Raw genomic sequence first — 18,544 nt, forward strand, 5'->3', positions numbered from 1 at the left:
AATAAAGAGGATCACTAATGAGCAGAACGATTTTTTGTACTTTCCTGCAGCGTGAAGCAGATGGCCAGGATTTCCAGCTGTATCCGGGCGAGCTAGGCAAACGTATCTATAACGAAATTTCTAAAGAAGCCTGGGCGCAGTGGCAGCACAAGCAAACCATGTTAATCAACGAGCAGAAGCTCAACATGATGAACGTGGAACACCGCAAGCTGCTGGAACAAGAGATGATCAAGTTCCTGTTTGAAGGGAAAGATGTGCACATTGAAGGCTACACGCCGCCAGAAAAATAGTCGTCGTCAGATGACCCTTAAGCACAACAAACACAACGCACACTCCCGGAATGATGAAAAAATATTTAGCGCTAGCGCTCATCGCGCCTTTGCTCGTTTCGTGTTCCAGCTCTACTAAAAAGGGCGACGGGTATAACGAAGCCTGGGTCAAGGACACCAACGGCTTCGATATTCTGATGGGGCAGTTTGCCCATAACATTGAAAATATTTGGGGTTATAAAGAAGTTCTGCTCGCCGGGCCGAAGGACTACGTCAAATACACCGATCAGTATCAGACCCGTAGCCACATCAACTTTGATGAGGGGACCATTACCGTCGAGACCATTGCAGGTACCGATCCGACCGGCCGTTTACGCCAGACGATCATCAAGACCCTGCTGATGGGCGACGATCCGGGTTCCATCGATCTCTACTCCGATGCTGACGATATTCAGATCTCGAAAGAGCCGTTCTTGTACGGCCAGGTGGTCGATAACCACGGCGATCCGATCCGCTGGGAGTGGCGCGCGTCGCGCTATGCTGACTATCTGCTGCAGACGCGACTGAAAAGTCGCAGCAACGGTCTGCGCATCATCTACAGCATTACCATTAATCTGGTGCCCAACCACCTCGACAAACGTGCGCATAAGTACATCGGCTACGTTCGTCAGTCGGCGCGGAAATATGGCGTGGATGAGTCGCTGATTCTGGCGATTATGCAGACAGAATCGTCCTTTAACCCCTACGCCGTCAGTCATGCTGATGCGCTTGGCCTGATGCAGGTGGTTCAGCACAGCGCCGGGAAAGACGTCTATCGTTCGCAGGGTAAATCGGGTCTGCCAAGCCGCAGCTATCTGTTCGACCCGGCAAATAACATCGATACCGGCACCGCCTATCTGGCGATGCTGAATAACGTGTATCTGTCAGGCATCGATAACCCGACCTCGCGACGGTATGCGGTGATCACCGCCTATAACGGGGGAGCGGGTAGCGTTCTGCGCATCTTCTCCAGCGATAAGGTTCAGGCCGCTAACATCATTAACAGCATGACGCCGGGTGATGTTTACTCCACCATCACCAACCGCCATCCGTCCGCAGAGTCTCGCCGTTACCTGTATAAGGTCAATACCGCGCAGAAGTCCTACCGCCGGAAATAAGCCTCGCCCTCACCCGCCCTTTCAAGACCAGAAAGGGCCGGGTATTCCATCGCCCTCGCCGGCACTTCATACGAAAATGTTATTTGCATCACAATTTAATCTGCAAGCTAATGTGGATTGCATTTTTTTGCGGAAGGTAACAAAACATAACCACCGGGACTGATAGAATCACATCAAACAGCAACCCTGTATGTAATTAACAAAACAAGAACCCCGCCATTTTGTGAGGAAAATAACATGAACCTTAAGCTGCAGCTTAAAATTTTGTCGTTTCTGCAGTTCTGCCTGTGGGGTAGTTGGCTGACAACACTCGGCTCCTATATGTTTGTGACGCTCAAGTTCGATGGTGCGTCTATCGGTGCCGTGTACAGTTCGCTCGGCATTGCAGCGGTCCTGATGCCTACGCTGCTTGGGATCGTCGCGGATAAATGGGTCAGCGCAAAGTGGGTGTATGCGCTGTGTCACCTGGTGGGAGCCGGTACGCTGTTTATGGCGGCCCAGGTCACTACGCCGGGAGAAATGTTCTTTGTCATCCTGCTTAACTCGCTGGCCTATATGCCAACGCTGGGCTTGATCAACACCATCTCCTACTACCGGTTGAAATCCGCCGGGCTGGATATCGTGACCGATTTCCCGCCGATCCGTATCTGGGGCACCATCGGCTTTATCATCGCCATGTGGGGCGTGAGCTTTGCCGGCTTTGAACTGAGCCATATGCAGCTGTATATCGGCGCAGCGCTTTCCATTGTCCTTGCGCTGTTCACCCTGACGCTGCCGCATATTCCGGTCTCTAATCAGCAGAAAAACCAGAGCTGGAGCACCATGCTGGGCCTGGACGCTTTTGCCCTGTTCAAAAACAAGCGCATGGCGATTTTCTTTATCTTCTCCATGCTATTAGGCGCTGAACTGCAAATCACCAACATGTTCGGGAACACCTTCCTGCACAGCTTCGATAACAACCCGCTGTTCTCCGGCAGCTTTATCGTTGAACACGCGTCGGTGATGATGTCGATCTCGCAGATCTCCGAAACCCTGTTCATTCTGACCATCCCGTTCTTCCTCAGCCGCTACGGCATCAAGAATGTGATGATCATCAGTATCTTCGCCTGGATGCTGCGCTTCGGTCTGTTTGCCTATGGCGACCCGACGCCGTTCGGTACCGTGCTGCTGGTGCTGTCGATGATTGTCTACGGCTGCGCCTTCGACTTCTTCAACATTTCTGGTTCGGTGTTTGTCGAGAAAGAAGTACGCCCGGAAATCCGTGCCAGTGCCCAGGGGATGTTCCTGATGATGACCAACGGATTCGGCTGTATCCTCGGCGGCGTGGTGAGCGGGAAAGTCGTGGAAATGTATACCACCAACGGTATCACCGACTGGCAGCCGGTATGGCTGATCTTTGCGGCATACTCACTGGTGCTGGCTGTCGCCTTTATCGCCCTGTTTAAGTACAAACACGTACGAGCACCGGCAGGCGCGCAGGCTACCATCGCACATTAATGCGCCACCGGGTAGCGATACCAGAAAGCAACAACATGCAGCGCCCCGTCTTCCCGACGGGGCGTTTTTTTAAGCCTTCAGCACGTAACCATATAGCCGCTTGATGCCATCAGAGTCCGTTTCACTGTAGACCCCCTGCAGCTCGGGCGAGAAACCGGGCAGCATATTGACGCCCTCTTCCAGCGCCAGGAAGTAGCGCAGCACCGCGCCGCCCCAGACTTCCCCCGGTACCACGCACAACACGCCCGGCGGGTACGGCAGCGCCCCTTCTGCAGCAACGCGACCTTCAGCCTCGCTCAAACGCACCAGCTCAACGTTACCGCGGATAAACTCGCGGTTTGCATCCTGCGGGTTCATGACTACACGCGGGAAGCTGTGTTTGCGGAACATCTCTTTTTGCAGGTCTTTCACCTCAAAGCTGACGTACAGGTCGTGCATCTCCTGACACAGCTCACGGAGGGTATAGTCGCGATAGCGAACCGGATATTTGTTATAGATGGTCGGCAGTACGTCGGCCAGAGGGGTATCGGCTTCGATATGCTGCTCGAACTGCGCCAGCATCGCCACCAGTTGAGCCAGCTTTTCGGCGCTTTCGGCCGGGGTGAGCAGGAACAGTATCGAGTTGAGATCGCACTTCTCCGGCACGATGCCGTTCTCCCGCAGATAGTGCGCCAGAATCGTCGCCGGGATCCCAAAATCGGTATATTCGCCGCTTTCAGCGTCGATGCCCGGCGTGGTCAGCAGCAGCTTGCAAGGGTCAACGAAGTACTGATCCTGGGCGTAGCCTTCAAAACCGTGCCAGCGGGCACCCGGCTCAAAGCTGAAGAAATGGCGTTCAGCCGCGATCTCTTCGGTGGGATAGTCCTGCCACGGGCGTCCTGCCACCTGCGGCGGCACAAACGGCTGGATCATTTTGCATTGGGCGATAATCGCTTTACGCGCTTCAATCCCCAGCGCCACACACTCTGCCCACAGGCGACGGCCGCTCTCTCCTTCGTGGATTTTGGCGTTAACGTCCAGCGCTGCAAAGAGTGGGTAAAACGGGCTGGTAGAGGCGTGCAGCATAAAGGCGTTATTCAGCCGCTTGTGCGGGCAAAAGCGCGCCTGGCCACGCAGGTGGTTATCTTTCTTGTGGATCTGCGAGGTTTGCGAGAACCCGGCCTGCTGCTTATGCACCGACTGTGTGACGAAAATGCCCGGATCGTTTTCATTCAGATCGAGCAGCAGCGGTGAGCAGTCCGCCATCATCGGGATAAATTGTTCATAGCCTACCCAGGCGGAATCAAACAGGATGTAATCGCACAGGCCACCGATCTTATCGACGACCTGACGCGCGTTGTAGACCGTGCCGTCGTAGGTGCCCAACTGAATTACCGCCAGGCGGAACGGGCGCGGCGCATCGGCTTTCTCTGGCGCAACTTCCTGAATCAGCTTACGCAGGTAGCTTTCGTCAAAGCAGTGGTCGTCGATACCGCCGATAAAACCAAACGGGTTGCGCGAGGCTTCGAGATAGACCGGCGTCGCCCCGGCCTGAATCAGCGCACCATGGTGGTTGGATTTATGGTTGTTGCGGTCAAACAGCACCAGGTCGCCACGCGTCAGCAGAGCGTTGCTCACCACTTTATTCGCCGCCGAGGTGCCGTTAAGGACAAAATAGGTTTTGTCGGCGTTGAAGACCTTCGCTGCGAATTTCTGCGCGTGCTTGGCCGACCCTTCATGGATCAGCAGGTCGCCGAGCTTAACATCGGCGTTGCACATATCGGCACGAAACACATTTTCGCCAAAGAAATCAAAGAACTGACGACCGGCTGGGTGCTTTTTAAAGAAAGCGCCATGCTGATGTCCCGGGCAGGCAAAGGTGCTGTTATCCATTTCAACGTACTGGGTCAGGGTGTCGAAAAACGGCGGCAGCAGGCGTTCTTCGTAGCTGCAGGCAGAGGCTTCCAGCTCGAGCCACTCCTGTTCTTTGCCGGTGATGACGGCGGTCACGCCCTGCGGCTTTGCCGGGCTGGCATCGCTCAGCAGATAGACGGGCAGATTAAAACCGCTGCGATTAAGCAGCGTAAGGATGCCGCTGCGGCTGTCCGCTTCGGTAATGACGACTGCCGCCACATCGGTAAAATCAGTACTGTCCAGCGCCACCACGCTGCGGTGGGTGGAAAGATGAGAAACCAGCGCGTGGCTGGCGGCAATGTGCATGGATTTCATTAGCGCGAATACCCGTTTCGGGAGAGTAAAAGGCTTCAGGCAAGGCGCTTACGCCTTGCCCAACGAACTGTCAGGGTCTGACTGGATCCCAGCTCCGACCGCCCGACATCAGTAAAAACAGACCGGGTCCGCTCTTACTGTTGTCCTGCAGTGAGCATGCGCTGCCGTCACCGCATGGGTGGCAGGTCATCAGAAGATAGCGTAGCAAGATGAGGCAGCTGATGCACCTGCGCGCTGCGGCAGTGGCGATCTAAAGACGGTATTAGCATCCCAGCGGCCTCATGGTTGAAGAGAAGAAAATTCGCGCAATAATGTCACCTTTGACATACCCGCGCAAGATGAAATCTGTATGCGATGAGCAGGCATATTCGCAGGCCTTTGCCGCACTTTCAGGTCATAATAACGCGGTGATCGGGATGATGAACAGGAGCTTGAAAGTGGTTACAGGACCTTTTATTAACGCCGGCGCGGTCCTTTTGGGCGGCATACTCGGTGCGCTATTGAGCCAGAGACTACCGGAGCGGATCCGCACGTCGATGACCTCTATTTTTGGTCTGGCCTCATTGGGGATTGGTATTCTGCTGGTGATCAAGTGTGCCAATCTGCCGGTGATGGTGCTGTCGACGTTGGTGGGAACGCTGCTTGGTGAAGCCTGTAACATGGAAAAAGGCGTCAATAGCCTGGTGAGCAAGCTCCAGCAATGGCTCACGCCGAAAGGCAAAACAAAGGCCCCGGTAAATACGTCGTTTATTCAGAGCTACGTCGCCATTATTGTGCTGTTTTGCGCCAGCGGCACGGGGATTTTTGGTGCCATGCGCGAGGGCATGACCGGCGATGCCAGCATTCTTATCGCTAAGGCCTTTCTCGACTTTTTCACCGCCACGATTTTCGCCTGCACCCTCGGGTTTGCCGTTTCCGCGATTTGTGTGCCGATGCTGCTTATTCAGCTGTCGCTGGCGGCCTGCGCCTCGTTGATTATGCCGCTGACGACGCCGATGATGATGGCAGATTTTACCGCCGTCGGCGGAATGCTGCTGCTGGCAACGGGCCTGCGAATCTGCGGAATTAAGATGTTTGCAGTGGTGAACATGCTGCCCGCCCTGCTGCTGGCAATGCCGATATCACTGGCCTGGACGGCCTTTTTCGCCTGAAGATGCGTGCTTTTAATTCGAACTGGTGATAGATTGTGCAGTCTGCATCAAATTGAATAAATTTCGTTGACGCAGCGAGGCGAATCGGTTTTAATGCGCCCCGTTGCCCGGATAGCTCAGTCGGTAGAGCAGGGGATTGAAAATCCCCGTGTCCTTGGTTCGATTCCGAGTCCGGGCACCAAAATTTAGTTTCATGATGTCCCTATACGTCCTGAAACGTTATAAAATCATTAAGTTAAAGAAACCTTATGGTACTGAAAAGTTCCGTCAGGTTTTTTGACATCCAGAGTTTTTGGGGCTTAATTGGGGGCCTGTTGGTTCGATAAACTCTGGAGCCCCCGCTATGCCACTCACCGATACCGCCATCCGCAATGCCAAGCCTATCGACAAACCTTACAAACTCAGCGACGCACAGGGTCTTTACCTGCTCATAAAGCCCAACGGCTCTAGACTCTGGCAACTCAAGTACCGCTTCGGCGGCAAGGAGAAGAAGCTGGCGTTTGGCGCTTACCCGACCGTGACACTGGCGAATGCGCGTAAGCTGCGCGAGGAAGCCAGAGCCGTACTCAGTGCAGGCGACGATCTGGGCTTGAAAAAACAACAGGAGAAACAGGCGAAGAAAAGCGGCAATACCTTTGAGGAGGTCGCCCGTAAGTGGCTGACAGGCAATATCCGCTGGACGGAGCATCACGCGGCGAAGATCCTGCGCTCACTGGAGCTTCACGTTTTCCCGCTGATTGGCAAAATCCCCGTTGCCGACCTGAAAACCGCCGATCTGCTGATCCCGCTGCGAGTGGCGGAGAGAAAAGGCAATCTGGAAACCGCCGCGCGAATACAGCAGCGCACCACGGCGATCATGCGCTACGCGGTGCAGGAGAGCCTGATCGCCAGCAACCCGGCCAGCGATCTTACAGGTGCCATCGCGCCGCCGCCGAAAAACCACTACCCTGCCCTGTCGCTGGAAAAGATGCCAGAATTACTGGAGCGACTGGAGGGCTATTCCGGCAGGCTGTTAACCCGCCTGGCGGTACAGCTTAACCTGCTGATTTTTATCCGCTCCAGCGAACTGCGCTTTGCCCGCTGGACGGAGATCGATCTGGATGGCGCAATGTGGACCATCCCCGCCCGGCGTGCGTTATTCAGAGCGCGGCGCAAAGATGAAAACGCCGCATCTGGTGCCGCTGTCAAAACAGGCGGTCATGGTGCTGAAACAGCTAAAGCTGCTGTCCGGCAACAGCGAATTGCTGTTTCCCGGTGATCACGATCCGCACAAGCCGATGAGCGAAAACACCATTAACAAGGCGCTGCGCACGATGGGCTATGACACGAAGGTGGACATTTGCGGTCACGGCTTCCGCACGATGGCCTGTAGCGCGCTGATCGAGTCCGGGCGCTGGTCAAAAGACGCCGTGGAGCGGCAGATGAGCCATCAGGAACGTAACAACGTCCGCGCCGCGTATATCCACAAGGCGGAGCACCTCGACGAGCGCACGCAGATGATGCAGTGGTGGTCAGACTATCTCGACGCCTGTCGGCAGAAGTTTATTCCGCCGTACCGCTATGAGCGGCGGATTGAGGCAGCCTGAATCTGTTAACGCGCCACACCGGAAAGCAGATCTCAGCGGATCTGCTTTTTTATTTTGCACCAGCACCAAAATCCATTTCGCTGCGCCAGCTCTCCCCGGATAAACGTCGATCTGCGCCAGCTCCGGCCTTTTCAGCCCTTTGGCCCTTTCCGGTCTGGCGCTGTTACCCTTAGCGGGCCTTTACCCTTCGACCTTTTTCCTTTGCACACAAGCCGCTTCATGATTGCACCAGAACGGGAAATTATTCCTCTTCCTGACGCCCGTAGACCTGCGCCACATACCGCCCACGCCCGTCGCCGTGACCCAAACCCATCGCCGTCATTGCCAGCGCTTCTTTTTCGCTGAATCCCTGCGCCAGATAATGGAGGAGCGCATCCTGCGCCCAGGCGTAGCGCAATGAATGCGGGGAATATGCGCCAGTCAGCCCGGCGGTAACCGCCCGTTTGTGCCAGTAATTCATGGCCGATTTGAGGTCGGGTCTGTCGATCAGCCTGCCGTTACGCTGTCCTGCGACAGTTAACGCATTCTCCAGCGCCTTGCGGACTGCGCCAACATCCAGAATGACCGTCTCACGAGGCCGCCCGCCTTTGGTGCCGTAAACTACTGTCAGTCGCGTCTCACCGCGTTCAATAGCCTGTTTCCACGTTTTCAGCGACTGCGCGCTCTGTACCGCCTCCTGCGAGCGCAACCCCATCAGCCTTGAGAGTTCCAGCGTTGCCGCCAGCCCTGCATCTTTGTCACGGGCGGCTACCAGCACCTGCTGGTAATGCTCCGGCGTAATGGCCCGGTTGGTGCCGTTACGGGATGCGCCAGCGAGCCCTAATGCTTTATTGGTCAGCCGCTCATGTTCCGCCACCTGCTTACGTCCGGCCTGTTGCAGTACGGCACGCAGCGCGGCCATTTCATTTTGCAGTGTTCGCTTGCCGATCTCCTGCGCCAGACGCGCCTGAATATAGCATTCGATATGGCGAACCTTGATCTGCTCCACCCGCTGGATCTGGATATTCAGCGAGCGTAAATGGCGGCTGAACCGCTGTACAATATGAATTCGGTCATCCACCGTTTTAAAACTGCCGCCCGCTTTTTTGGCCAGCGCCTTCATTTCACCGCCTAATTTTCCCATAACTCCCCCTTGCAGCCCGATAAAAAGCACAATCTGGCCCCGGCGTATGCTTTGTGGCTGCGCCAGAACGATACCTTCACGCCGGGGTGGCAGGTTGTTGAGGTGTAGGGAGTTTCAGCCTGTACGCGGTACAGGCTGCCTGCGTGAGCAGGAAATTCTCCGGGGCATCATGCCCCCCTCGGTATCGATCTTTTTCTCCTTTTCTGAACCGACAACGGCCTGAAAACGGCGTGTCAGTGTGGGGGATTGAGGGTGCAGGCCGGATAAACCGTGGCTTGCGTCGGCGTGGTGGAACGGCGTCACTTGCGCCCGTGCTACGGGACTCAAGTGACGCCCGGTTCAGCGTTGCGCTCTGATAACGCAAATTCTGGTGCAGTTTTACGGTCACGCGGCAGCAAAGTCTGCTGTCTTTGCAGGCCGCAGCCCGTAAAATAAAAGGCGCTGATGTGGCAGCAAGTGCAGGATTTACCGGATCGTTTCCGGCGCAGAGCAGTATTGGCCAGAGATCTGGCGCAGATAAAAAGCGCTGACAATCAGCAAGTACGGATGAGCCAGGAAATCGTGAGATTTCCGGTCGAATGGAAACATAACCAGCGAACTGGTGCAGTGAAAGGATGTAGCGTGTATAGCTCTCAACCCCTGCCGCAGCATCTGCGGCCCGGCATTTTTGCAGAGGCCCTGCCGGTAAAATGGCAACCATCTCCTGACGAATCAGGCGCTTCTTTCAGGTCATGAAGCTTTGGGAGCTGCCGAAGCAGCGGAGTGCAGGAAGAAGATTACACTCGGTTGGCACGGATGAAAAGGGGAAACTTTTTTTCTGAAAATTGAGTTGCTTGTGGATTTTTTCGTCATTTTATGAATGACAACCTGCCGCGCTTCGCTTGCCTTCTCCCGACCTTCCGCCAGCAAACGCTGGCAGAAGATCGGGAGAGTCTGTTTTGATTTAGCGGTATTCAGGCTTGCGGTAGCGGGAAGGCCAGATTTGCTCCGGCGCAACACCCAACTCTTCGGCGATCAACCTTTCACCCTTAGGCCAGTGGCGGGTAAGCGCGTTCGCCAGCGTGGAGGACGCCAGCCCTGATCTGCGGGAAACGGCTGCCAGTGAAGTTCCTCTCTTTCTTAACCCGGCGATGATATCTGCCGGGTGCCAGTCCTTATCAATCATCTCCATCATCCTTTTTTCTGTAGATTCAAATAAATATTTTTTGTTCAGAAATTCTAAACAACCACGATGTTAAGTAATGCTAAACATTAAGTCAATGTATGATCATTGATGGTGTAATGAATGCTTCCTGCCCGTCTCAAAGCAGCCCGACTACGTGCTCATCTAACTCAGGAAAAATTGGGCGTTCTTGCAGGTATTGAGGAAGAAACCGCGCGTTCGCGCGTATCTCAGTATGAGGGGGGAATACATCGCCCAACGTTTGAGATAATGTGCTCATTCGCAAAGGTACTTAATGTGCCGGAATGCTACTTTTACACAGTTAACGATAATTTTGCTGAAATAGTTCTGGAGCTTTATCTCAAACATCAGGGCCATTTCTGATGAGTACAAATAATTTATCTCCCCCTATTGTTCAGGAAGTCTAAGCAACCTGTTTGTAAAGTAGTGCTAAACATGCTGTCAATATCATTATTGATGGTGTCACCATGTTACCTATTCGTCTTAAAACAGCTCGTTTACGGGCAAATCTCACTCAAGAAAAGTTAGGTGTACTGGCTGGTATTGAAGAAGCTACGGCCCGATCACGCATATCTCAGTATGAAAGCGGTATACACCGTCCAACGTTTGAAATGATGTGTGCGTTTGCTAAGGTGCTTAATGTCCCAGAATGTTATTTTTATACGGTGGATGATGATTTTGCGGAGATAATTTTAAAAACTTATAATGAATGGTCAAACAATCATTGAGTGTTATTAGATAGATAGTCAATGATATTGAAAAATAGAATAAATTTGGAGGAACTCACAAATGGGGCTTCATGTTCATTCACTTGATAATATTCCCAAGAGTAACAATAGGGATTATTTAATATATTTACTTGACTATGGATGGCACGAACCATTGGCAAGGGCCATAAATGAGAATTTTGATAAGATGGTAAGTATAGCGGCAAAAAACAGAGCCGTAGTGATAAAAGGAACCGAATTAGCTCATTTCGAAAATGAAGTGTTTTCGTGGCATAGAATAAATGATGAAAGAGGAGATGATATTCTTCCTGCTATTCTAATAACCAATGCTCATCCATCTTATTTCAGAGAAAATAATTTTGGATATAAGGGAAGTAGAGGGCTATATAAAGAGTCCGATTCTGGTGATCTAAAACTAATACTCATTCCATTAAAGAAATTTTGTACAAACGCAACTGAGGTAATATCCTTAATTGAAAGAATATTTTCAGACATTGAATTCAAAAAGATCTTTCTGATTTCAGAATAGCAAAAGAAATAAAAAAAGGAATAGGCTCTGCTATCGTAGACTCAATAATTCTAGAGCCTAATATATCAGGCATCGGATTTAGTTTTAATAAGTTAATTAACTATTTACATAAAAACAGAGCGTAATAGTTAATATTTTTCAATGGATAACATCTTGATGAGATTGTTTTTATATAAAGGAATTATATATGAGAATAAATAAAAATATTTCTGCACTTTATATTTTTCTACAAGATGCAGAAAGAAATCATAAAAAATTTGAAGAGTCTGATATTCTAAAAGCTACGGGATGGAAGCCAGCAACATTTAAAACCTACTACGGGAAAGGTCAACTTTCTGAATTCATCAGCGAAACCGGAAATAGTTTATTCGAAGCATCAAACGCATTAAATATTTCCGTGATAGAATTTGCAAAACAATTATCGCAGAGTAAACATATAATATCATTAGGGCATAATTGTAAATCAAAACTAGCAAAAGCGTTATTAAAAAATCCAGAGATAATATGATACTTGCGTTAGAACTATACAACAGGCCGTCATTAGAAAACAAAATGGATGCCTTCGTAATGTGTTTCTGTACGGCTTGGGAACAATTTCTTAAAGCAAGAATAATTGAACAGGATGGAGAGAAAACAATATTCAGAAGTGTAAATAAAAAGGAATTAAAGAAACAATTTCACTCAGGGAATGTCTTGACAAAGTTTATTCAAGTGAATCTAAGGTTAGAAAAACATTGAACAAATTGCCTACTTCAGAGATCAGGCAGTTCATTTATTAATGCCGGAAGTTCAGGGAATTGTATCAAGAATATTCCAGTCTGGTGTTTTAAACTTCACATCTCATTTTGAAGAATTTACTGAAATCTCATTCTTGAAAAATTCTCATGTAGGTATGATTTCATTAGTTGGCGAGTTTAAATCACCTCCTGTTGCAATGATGAAATCGACATATGGAAATATCGCTGATGATATACTAAACCTAACATCATCTTTATACACTGTCATGGAAAGTAATGATGATATTGAATTTGCTATCCCGTTAAATGTAAAGCTTGTTTTTGCAAAAGACTCAGAGGATGGAAATTCGATCATTCTTGCTAAGGCAGAAGAAGGCATGGAGGGACTAAAAAAGGCACTGGTTATCAAACAAGCTGTCGATCGCTCTCAAACACACCCATTTCTACAAAAAGATGCTATAAAAGAAATTAATGACCGATTACATGACAGATATAGTGAAGATAGATTGTCCAAATGTCTTTCTTCAAAAAATAAAGAAGATAAATTCGTAATAAATAGAAACTGCTTTGACGCTGTTATCTGTAAGAACTCATGGAAAAACAGTAACAACAAATATCATTATAAAAATGACAACCCAGAATATCATTACTACTCAATTGATCTAATTGAAGCATTTATTAAAAAAGTAATGGAACATGAAGGATATCTTAAGAAGGCTAAAGAATCCTATAATAATAGAAGAAAGTAATAGCAATGATAGTTCAGAATTATAAGATAAAGACTACACATATTCCTTGTTGTACAATTTTATAAGCACCTGATAAGATCAATCAGGTGCTTATAAAAACCTGAACAGATCTATTCCCCTTTGTACTTCCTTTCTTTTAAAAACCATGTTAGTTTAAAATTTACAACCATTGTCCATCAAGAGACGACATTTGCCAAACTATCTAAACTGGCTGATACAAAACACTCTACCCGGTCAGGTGTTGCTCCAGTCATGGCTTACCCGCAACGGCATAGATCGTAAACTCTCTTACCTCTATGCTCAGAATGGCTGGCTCAGGCGGATCGCTCACGGCGTATACTGCCGGACGGGTCGTGAGCCGGACTGGGTGGATGCGGTTTACTGCCTGCAAACGCAGTGGGAAAAACCTGTTCGTGTGTCGGGACTGACCAGCCTTGCGCTACAGGGCCACGCCCACTATACCGAACCGGGCAGGCAGCAGATCTGGCTCGCGCTTCCGGCTTACGTCAAACTGCCGGGATGGCTCGCCGCCTTTGAACAATCCGCGACGTTTGTCACGCTGTATACCTCTGGCCTCACCGTCGATATAACGCCATTCACGACACAACTTAATATCGGCGACCGGCGGTTAACGGGCAGTGTCCTGGAGCTGGCCGCATATGAGATCGCCTGCGGCGTTCCTTCGTTGATCTCGTTCGAACATGCCGATGCTCTATTTCAGGGGATGAATCTTCTCAGCCCGCGTAAATTACAGGCTCTGCTCTGCGCCAGTCATTCGGTTAAAACCAATCGGGTAATGCTCTACCTTGCCCAACGCAATGAGCATCCTTACTTTCAGTATCTTGATCAAAGCGGTATAGAAACAGGCTCGGGAAAGCGGCAAATCGTTCCCGGCGGCTGGCTGGAGCCGGATTATCAAATCACCGTTCCCCGTGCATTTAAACCGGAAGGAGCCGAAGATGGATCTGCGTGATAGTTATGCCCGGCAGGTCAGACTCTTAATGACTGCCCTGCCGCATGTGGCAAAGGAGCCCTGCTTCGCCCTGAAAGGCGGCACGGCAATCAATTTGTTTGTGCAGGATTTCCCTCGCCTGTCGGTGGATATCGATCTGGCGTACAAGACCTTTGCAGATCGTGAGAGCGATCTGGCTGCCATCAATGATGCCTTGATGCGCATTACGGAATCGCTGAACGGCAGACCGGGGATCACGGCTATCCGGCAGGAGAATAAAGCGGATGAAAAGCGTATTATTGTTAACACCGTTGATGCGCAGATAAAGATTGAGGTCAGCCCGGTCTGGCGCGGGCTGCTGTTGCCTCCGGTAGAAATGCCGGTATGTGAACAGGTGGAAATGGAGTATGGCTTCACCACCATGAATGTCGTCTCGTTGGCGGATCTTTACGGCGGTAAAATCTGCGCCGCACTGGACCGCCAGCATCCACGCGATCTGTTTGACGTGCTGAATATGCTGGAAAAACCGGGGCTGACGCGCGAGATCTTTGACGGTTTTCTTTGCTATCTGGCAGGCCATCCCCGACCCATTGCCGAGCTGTTGGCACCAAACTGGGACACAGCGCGGATCGCTACGCTGTACGCGCAGGAATTTTCAGGGATGACACAACAGGAAACATCGCTGGGATCGCTTTTGTCAGTAACGACTTTACTACCACAGGCGTTGAAGTCGCATCTTACGGATCGGGATCGCCAGTTCTTACTCAGTTATAAGCAAAATACCCCTGACTGGTCGCTGTATCGCTATCCTGAAATTCAACACCTACCGGCCATTCGCTGGAAGCTGCGTAATCTTGCGGTACTGAAGGATAAGAATCCGGCCAAATATGCGGCGGCGGTGAACAAGCTGGAGGAGGTTCTGGAGCAGTACTATTAGCTCTGGTTCTGAGAGATTGTATTGATCCATGATGTTTGATTATCTCAACTTCCTCATGGCCACATCTCAAAAATACAAAAAAATAACCATATAATTAATATGGTAATAAACTATTTCGCCTGGCATTATCTCAAAAACACATAATCCGGTATATGAACTTAAAGCTCAATGCCGGAGTCGCGAAGCAATATTATATGAGCAACACAAGCTACCGTTTTCACGCCGTTATATGTGGACCTGACTCCACACAGCGTTCTCGGCAGCTAATCTTTATTATTTTATCGCAAAAATATCATTCCCTCACTTTCCCATTATCATCAAACAATGTATCCCATTGTTGAATATCACCATCATCTAATACCAGACAGTCCTTGGTCATTTTTTTAATTCCGCAATTTTCTTACTATCGGCAAACGGAACAAAAGATACGTAATCTCTCTCATATGTCTCATCCCTGATTTTTACTACTGCCATAGGGCAAATTAGGTTTTTGCTTTCCACAGAAAATACATTCACACCTTTAATGTAGAAATGCTCTCCCATATCTGATAGTACCTGAGTATCCCACGACGTTTTATGAAACATAGCAGGTTTATACTTCTCTCCGTTAATGAGATAAAAATGTGGCGTTTTACTAACAAGGCCAATCGCATTGAGTGATGAATATATAAATATTGTTGATATATTAGGAAAGAATAAAAACGTTACCAAAACCACACCCACAATTGCCAATGATATTTGATGAATAACTGAAACAATACTGAATTTTGTTTTTTCTATGCTAGAAAAATAAATAATTGAAGGAAAGAACGTAAGAAAAGAGAATGCAATCATAAATAACAGTGCAAATATGACAGCAGTAGTACTCTCCCCTTTACTTGACTGCATCAGGAACGAGATCGGGATCGAAATTGACAATGTCGCAGAAAAAGTTGCAAACAAGTTTATGATTGTATGCCAGATAAAAACCCCTGCATTACTTATTGCACCATCATCTTTATTCCATTTAAAATTTCTCATTAACGTCAGGAAGACAAAGCAAAATGATAAAAACAGAATAATTGAGACTATTAGTATTATCCCTGGTTTATATCCCTTAGTTATTTTCGCCACCTCAGGTATAAATGGGATAAAAACCATAGCCAAATAAAGTATGGACAAACACAAACATGCAGCGGGTAGCTTCGATAATACACTTACAGCACGACTGTTTTTTTCATAGGTTGACTTAATAACTATCAATACAGAACTGGGTACAATCAATGTCATTGAAATTGCCAGTGCAAATATCATAACTGAAACCAAAATCGACATAAGTCCAGCATTAAACGAAAGTATATCAGGAAAAATATCTACTCGCCCTATACTGTTCAAATAGCTCCAAACAACTATTCCTGATAACAAAACGACATAGGGAATAAGCTTGGCAACTCTTTTCCCCATAGTACTAAGCATGTTTTTTACGTCCTCTGGCATCCCGACTCCTTGTATGTTCCATGTGCGACAAAACGTTTAACTAAATCAATGCCAATAAATCTATGATTATCAATACCATGAAACTTATGGGATATTGTTTTCCAATGCAATTAAATTCTGCCAAGTTCAATGAATTGTGCCATTCCATCCTATTCTTATCATCGCCTGATATGTTGAACAGTATTTACCGCCTTAAAAATCCTAAAAAGATAGATGAGTAGCTAAACATTCCCTGCGGAGAAAATTCCCACGCACGGAGGATTTCACTACAATCACTTACTACCTGAGCAGGCAAAATGTAAAACCGTGTTTAAATGAAAGGGTTTCTTGGACTGCGGATAGAATCTAACTACTATGCAATTTTTCGTGATAACCATCACAAAAACAAAGCGTTTTTTTATGGGGGCGCTGTTTACGACAAATATCAACAAAACCAATAGCAAACAACATGTTAATCGTGGATATGATTCCGAGTCCGGCACCACTTATTTAAAGAAACCAGCCTAAGGGCTGGTTTTTTGCTTTCTGCGATGCGGACTCTCCATCGAACGTCATCAATCTGGGTAGCCATCTCATCATTAAGATTACAGATCAGGAATGAATCCCTCTTCCCTCAGTACCTTAATCACCCCACGAATCAGATACGAGTTGGAAAACTTCGCCGTATAGGTACGAGCCCCCTCTTCTACTGGCTGAAGCAATCCCCGATCAATCAACTTTCCAAGCTGATAAGTCACCTGTGCTGGCTTCAGGGCTGGCAAAACGGCGCGTAGATCGCCAGCTTTTATGGTTCCCAGCTCAACAGAACGTTTCAGAACCTTTGATTCCAGTGGGTTTATCAGCCCTCTCTCCAATGAAAAATTGATAGCTGGATACAGGATCTTTTCACTCAGGAAAGCGTGGTTTGTCAGTTGATCAACTGTCTTCTGCTCAGAGGTGATCCCCAAAAGAACATATAAGCACCATTCTTCCAGTACCTGATCTGATAGGGTGAACATCGGTTTCCAGCCGCAGGTGTCGGAGTAACTCCAGTTCCGTCAGTGCGTCGACTAAAGGGGAATCAAAGCTGGGATTCAGAAGCGAGAGCTCAAAGTGATTAAATTGAGCCATGATGTTTAGTTATCTCAACGGGTGAATAACAACATCTCAAATTTTAGAAAAAATTCCAATTATATCAATAGATTAGGCGTGATGCGATTTTTTATTATCTCAAAAATCGTTGTTGCACCATATCAAATGTAAGTTTAAAAGAGGCTCAACGCGAAGGGGGGCAGTATGGATTTTCCTGCGCCGATATGTGTGGCCATCGTGACCTCATATCGGTCACTGATGGCGGTATCCCGGCTCCCGAAGTCGCTAATCTATATCGCCACGGACCTTGCCCGTTACCAGCGTCTATAGCCGCACTCAGCCACTGCCGATGGATTGTTAGAAATCAGCGTATAAACGCGTCCCCCGATAACCGATACGCTGAGAAAGTTCCAGCGCCGCATTGGCAATCGTTTCTCCCAGGGTGGTAATTTTCTCCGGCTGATGTTTGATTTTGGTATATAGACTTGCGACGCTAATCGCCGCATATACTTTGCCTTGCAGATTGTAAACCGGCGCCGCCAGGCAGAATACCTCGGCATTATGTTCGCGATCGTCAATGGCATAGCCTTGTCGGCGTGCCTGATTGAGAATAGAGAAAAACTGCGCTTCGTCGGTACAGGTATAAGGCGTAATCGACTTTAACCCACCGGTACGCGCCAGAATCGCTCTGACTTCGTCATCCGGCAAAGTGGCTAAGATTGCCTTACCAAGACCGGTGCAATACAACGGATTACCGGATCCAATACGTGCGGACGTCCTGACGGAGTTCGGGCTTTCAACCTTATCGAAATAAACCAACTCGTCATTGTTAAGTAACGCCAGGAAAGCCGTCTCTCCCGCCACATCAGCAAGTCGCTCAAGTACCGAATGCGCCACATTCTGGAAAGGCGTTTGTTCAAGATAGCACGCGCCGGTCTGAAACAACTTTACCCCCAGCTTGAAGGACTTCAGCTTTTCATTGGCGTGTTCCAGATAGCCTTTATCAAGGAGGGTGTAGAGGATATCAAACGTGGTGCTCTTCGGAATGCCAAGCTGCTTGCTGATTTCAGTGATCGTCAGTCCATCTCTGCTTGCCGCCACTAATTCCAGCATCTCCAGCGATCGGGCTACTGAACGATTAAACTTTTCCGACACGGGCTTACCTCACTGTCATTGTTTAAGCGGGCAGTA

General features: G+C 49.0%; 18 protein-coding genes, 1 tRNA gene and 2 pseudogenes. 15 read left to right on the plus strand and 6 right to left on the minus strand.

What is annotated here, in order from left to right; genetic code table 11:
* Positions 1 to 17: 17 nt before the first annotated feature.
* The 3 genes from ACMYSO_RS10190 (at position 18) to ACMYSO_RS10200 (ending at position 2,923) form a co-directional block, all read left to right on the plus strand.
* Positions 18 to 290 (plus strand): oxidative damage protection protein, encoded by a 273-nt coding sequence (locus ACMYSO_RS10190; protein WP_123756494.1) that lies wholly within the window; start codon positions 18 to 20, stop codon positions 288 to 290.
* A 50-nt stretch (positions 291 to 340) separates the two neighbouring features.
* Complete coding sequence (gene mltC, locus ACMYSO_RS10195) at positions 341 to 1,426, plus strand: membrane-bound lytic murein transglycosylase MltC (protein ID WP_434670387.1); 1,086 nt, start codon at positions 341 to 343, stop codon at positions 1,424 to 1,426.
* Between the two features lie 237 nt (positions 1,427 to 1,663).
* The gene (locus tag ACMYSO_RS10200; protein WP_434670388.1) at positions 1,664 to 2,923 is read left to right on the plus strand and encodes a nucleoside permease; all 1,260 of its coding nucleotides are present in this window, start codon (positions 1,664 to 1,666) and stop codon (positions 2,921 to 2,923) included.
* A 69-nt stretch (positions 2,924 to 2,992) separates the two neighbouring features.
* Here ACMYSO_RS10200 and ACMYSO_RS10205 read toward each other — a convergent pair whose 3' ends face one another.
* The gene (locus tag ACMYSO_RS10205) at positions 2,993 to 5,131 is read right to left on the minus strand and encodes an ornithine decarboxylase (protein WP_434670389.1); all 2,139 of its coding nucleotides are present in this window, start codon (positions 5,129 to 5,131) and stop codon (positions 2,993 to 2,995) included.
* Positions 5,132 to 5,568: 437 nt separating this feature from the next.
* Here ACMYSO_RS10205 and ACMYSO_RS10210 point away from each other — a divergent pair, with 437 nt between their 5' ends.
* The 3 genes and pseudogenes from ACMYSO_RS10210 to ACMYSO_RS10220 all read left to right on the plus strand — a co-directional run bounded on the left by ACMYSO_RS10210 (position 5,569) and on the right by ACMYSO_RS10220 (position 7,868).
* On the plus strand, positions 5,569 to 6,282 hold the full coding sequence (locus ACMYSO_RS10210) for a DUF554 domain-containing protein (protein ID WP_434670390.1): 714 nt from the start codon (positions 5,569 to 5,571) through the stop codon (positions 6,280 to 6,282).
* A gap of 105 nt (positions 6,283 to 6,387) precedes the next feature.
* Positions 6,388 to 6,463 (plus strand) — tRNA-Phe (locus ACMYSO_RS10215).
* 162 nt (positions 6,464 to 6,625) lie between these two features.
* Positions 6,626 to 7,868 (plus strand): annotated as a pseudogene (locus ACMYSO_RS10220) (tyrosine-type recombinase/integrase).
* Between the two features lie 241 nt (positions 7,869 to 8,109).
* Here ACMYSO_RS10220 and ACMYSO_RS10225 read toward each other — a convergent pair.
* The gene (locus tag ACMYSO_RS10225) at positions 8,110 to 8,991 is read right to left on the minus strand and encodes an integrase domain-containing protein (protein ID WP_434670392.1); all 882 of its coding nucleotides are present in this window, start codon (positions 8,989 to 8,991) and stop codon (positions 8,110 to 8,112) included.
* A gap of 444 nt (positions 8,992 to 9,435) precedes the next feature.
* On the opposite strand from ACMYSO_RS10225, the gene ACMYSO_RS10230 reads away from it, so the two are divergent.
* The gene (locus ACMYSO_RS10230; RefSeq protein ID WP_434670393.1) at positions 9,436 to 9,726 is read left to right on the plus strand and encodes a hypothetical protein; all 291 of its coding nucleotides are present in this window, start codon (positions 9,436 to 9,438) and stop codon (positions 9,724 to 9,726) included.
* 208 nt (positions 9,727 to 9,934) lie between these two features.
* On the opposite strand, the gene ACMYSO_RS10235 is transcribed toward ACMYSO_RS10230, so the two are convergent.
* Positions 9,935 to 10,156, minus strand: a complete 222-nt coding sequence (locus tag ACMYSO_RS10235; RefSeq protein WP_434670395.1) for a helix-turn-helix domain-containing protein — start codon at positions 10,154 to 10,156, stop codon at positions 9,935 to 9,937.
* A 120-nt stretch (positions 10,157 to 10,276) separates the two neighbouring features.
* On the opposite strand from ACMYSO_RS10235, the gene ACMYSO_RS10240 reads away from it, so the two are divergent.
* The 8 genes from ACMYSO_RS10240 (at position 10,277) to ACMYSO_RS10275 (ending at position 14,806) form a co-directional block, all read left to right on the plus strand.
* Positions 10,277 to 10,537 carry a helix-turn-helix domain-containing protein gene (locus tag ACMYSO_RS10240; RefSeq protein ID WP_434670396.1) on the plus strand — a complete coding sequence of 87 codons (261 nt, stop codon included), beginning with the start codon at positions 10,277 to 10,279 and terminating at the stop codon, positions 10,535 to 10,537.
* Between the two features lie 104 nt (positions 10,538 to 10,641).
* Positions 10,642 to 10,902 carry a helix-turn-helix domain-containing protein gene (locus ACMYSO_RS10245; protein ID WP_434670397.1) on the plus strand — a complete coding sequence of 87 codons (261 nt, stop codon included), beginning with the start codon at positions 10,642 to 10,644 and terminating at the stop codon, positions 10,900 to 10,902.
* Between the two features lie 61 nt (positions 10,903 to 10,963).
* Positions 10,964 to 11,431 (plus strand): hypothetical protein, encoded by a 468-nt coding sequence (locus ACMYSO_RS10250; protein ID WP_434670399.1) that lies wholly within the window; start codon positions 10,964 to 10,966, stop codon positions 11,429 to 11,431.
* Between the two features lie 187 nt (positions 11,432 to 11,618).
* Positions 11,619 to 11,939: a hypothetical protein gene (locus tag ACMYSO_RS10255; protein WP_434670400.1), complete on the plus strand. Its 321-nt coding sequence runs from the start codon at positions 11,619 to 11,621 to the stop codon at positions 11,937 to 11,939.
* Positions 11,936 to 12,169, plus strand: coding sequence for a DUF3644 domain-containing protein (locus ACMYSO_RS10260; RefSeq protein WP_434670402.1), 234 nt, complete (start codon positions 11,936 to 11,938; stop codon positions 12,167 to 12,169). The genes ACMYSO_RS10255 and ACMYSO_RS10260 overlap by 4 nt, the downstream gene beginning before the upstream one ends.
* A gap of 40 nt (positions 12,170 to 12,209) precedes the next feature.
* Positions 12,210 to 12,917, plus strand: coding sequence for a hypothetical protein (locus ACMYSO_RS10265; protein ID WP_434670403.1), 708 nt, complete (start codon positions 12,210 to 12,212; stop codon positions 12,915 to 12,917).
* 190 nt (positions 12,918 to 13,107) lie between these two features.
* Positions 13,108 to 13,890, plus strand: coding sequence for a type IV toxin-antitoxin system AbiEi family antitoxin domain-containing protein (locus ACMYSO_RS10270; protein WP_434670404.1), 783 nt, complete (start codon positions 13,108 to 13,110; stop codon positions 13,888 to 13,890).
* On the plus strand, positions 13,877 to 14,806 hold the full coding sequence (locus ACMYSO_RS10275; protein ID WP_434670405.1) for a nucleotidyl transferase AbiEii/AbiGii toxin family protein: 930 nt from the start codon (positions 13,877 to 13,879) through the stop codon (positions 14,804 to 14,806). Before ACMYSO_RS10270 ends, ACMYSO_RS10275 begins: the two co-directional genes overlap by 14 nt.
* A 375-nt stretch (positions 14,807 to 15,181) precedes the next feature.
* Here ACMYSO_RS10275 and ACMYSO_RS10280 read toward each other — a convergent pair whose 3' ends face one another.
* The 3 genes and pseudogenes from ACMYSO_RS10280 to ACMYSO_RS10290 form a co-directional block, all read right to left on the minus strand.
* On the minus strand, positions 15,182 to 16,282 hold the full coding sequence (locus ACMYSO_RS10280) for a hypothetical protein (RefSeq protein WP_434670407.1): 1,101 nt from the start codon (positions 16,280 to 16,282) through the stop codon (positions 15,182 to 15,184).
* 584 nt (positions 16,283 to 16,866) lie between these two features.
* Positions 16,867 to 17,256 (minus strand): annotated as a pseudogene (locus ACMYSO_RS10285) (Fic family protein); the annotation flags it as partial.
* 454 nt (positions 17,257 to 17,710) lie between these two features.
* Complete coding sequence (locus ACMYSO_RS10290) at positions 17,711 to 18,508, minus strand: IclR family transcriptional regulator (protein WP_434670408.1); 798 nt, start codon at positions 18,506 to 18,508, stop codon at positions 17,711 to 17,713.
* Between the last annotated feature and the right edge of the window lie 36 nt (positions 18,509 to 18,544).

Source organism: Klebsiella sp. B345 (assembly GCF_051131735.1).
Taxonomy (GTDB): Bacteria; Pseudomonadota; Gammaproteobacteria; order Enterobacterales; family Enterobacteriaceae; genus Klebsiella.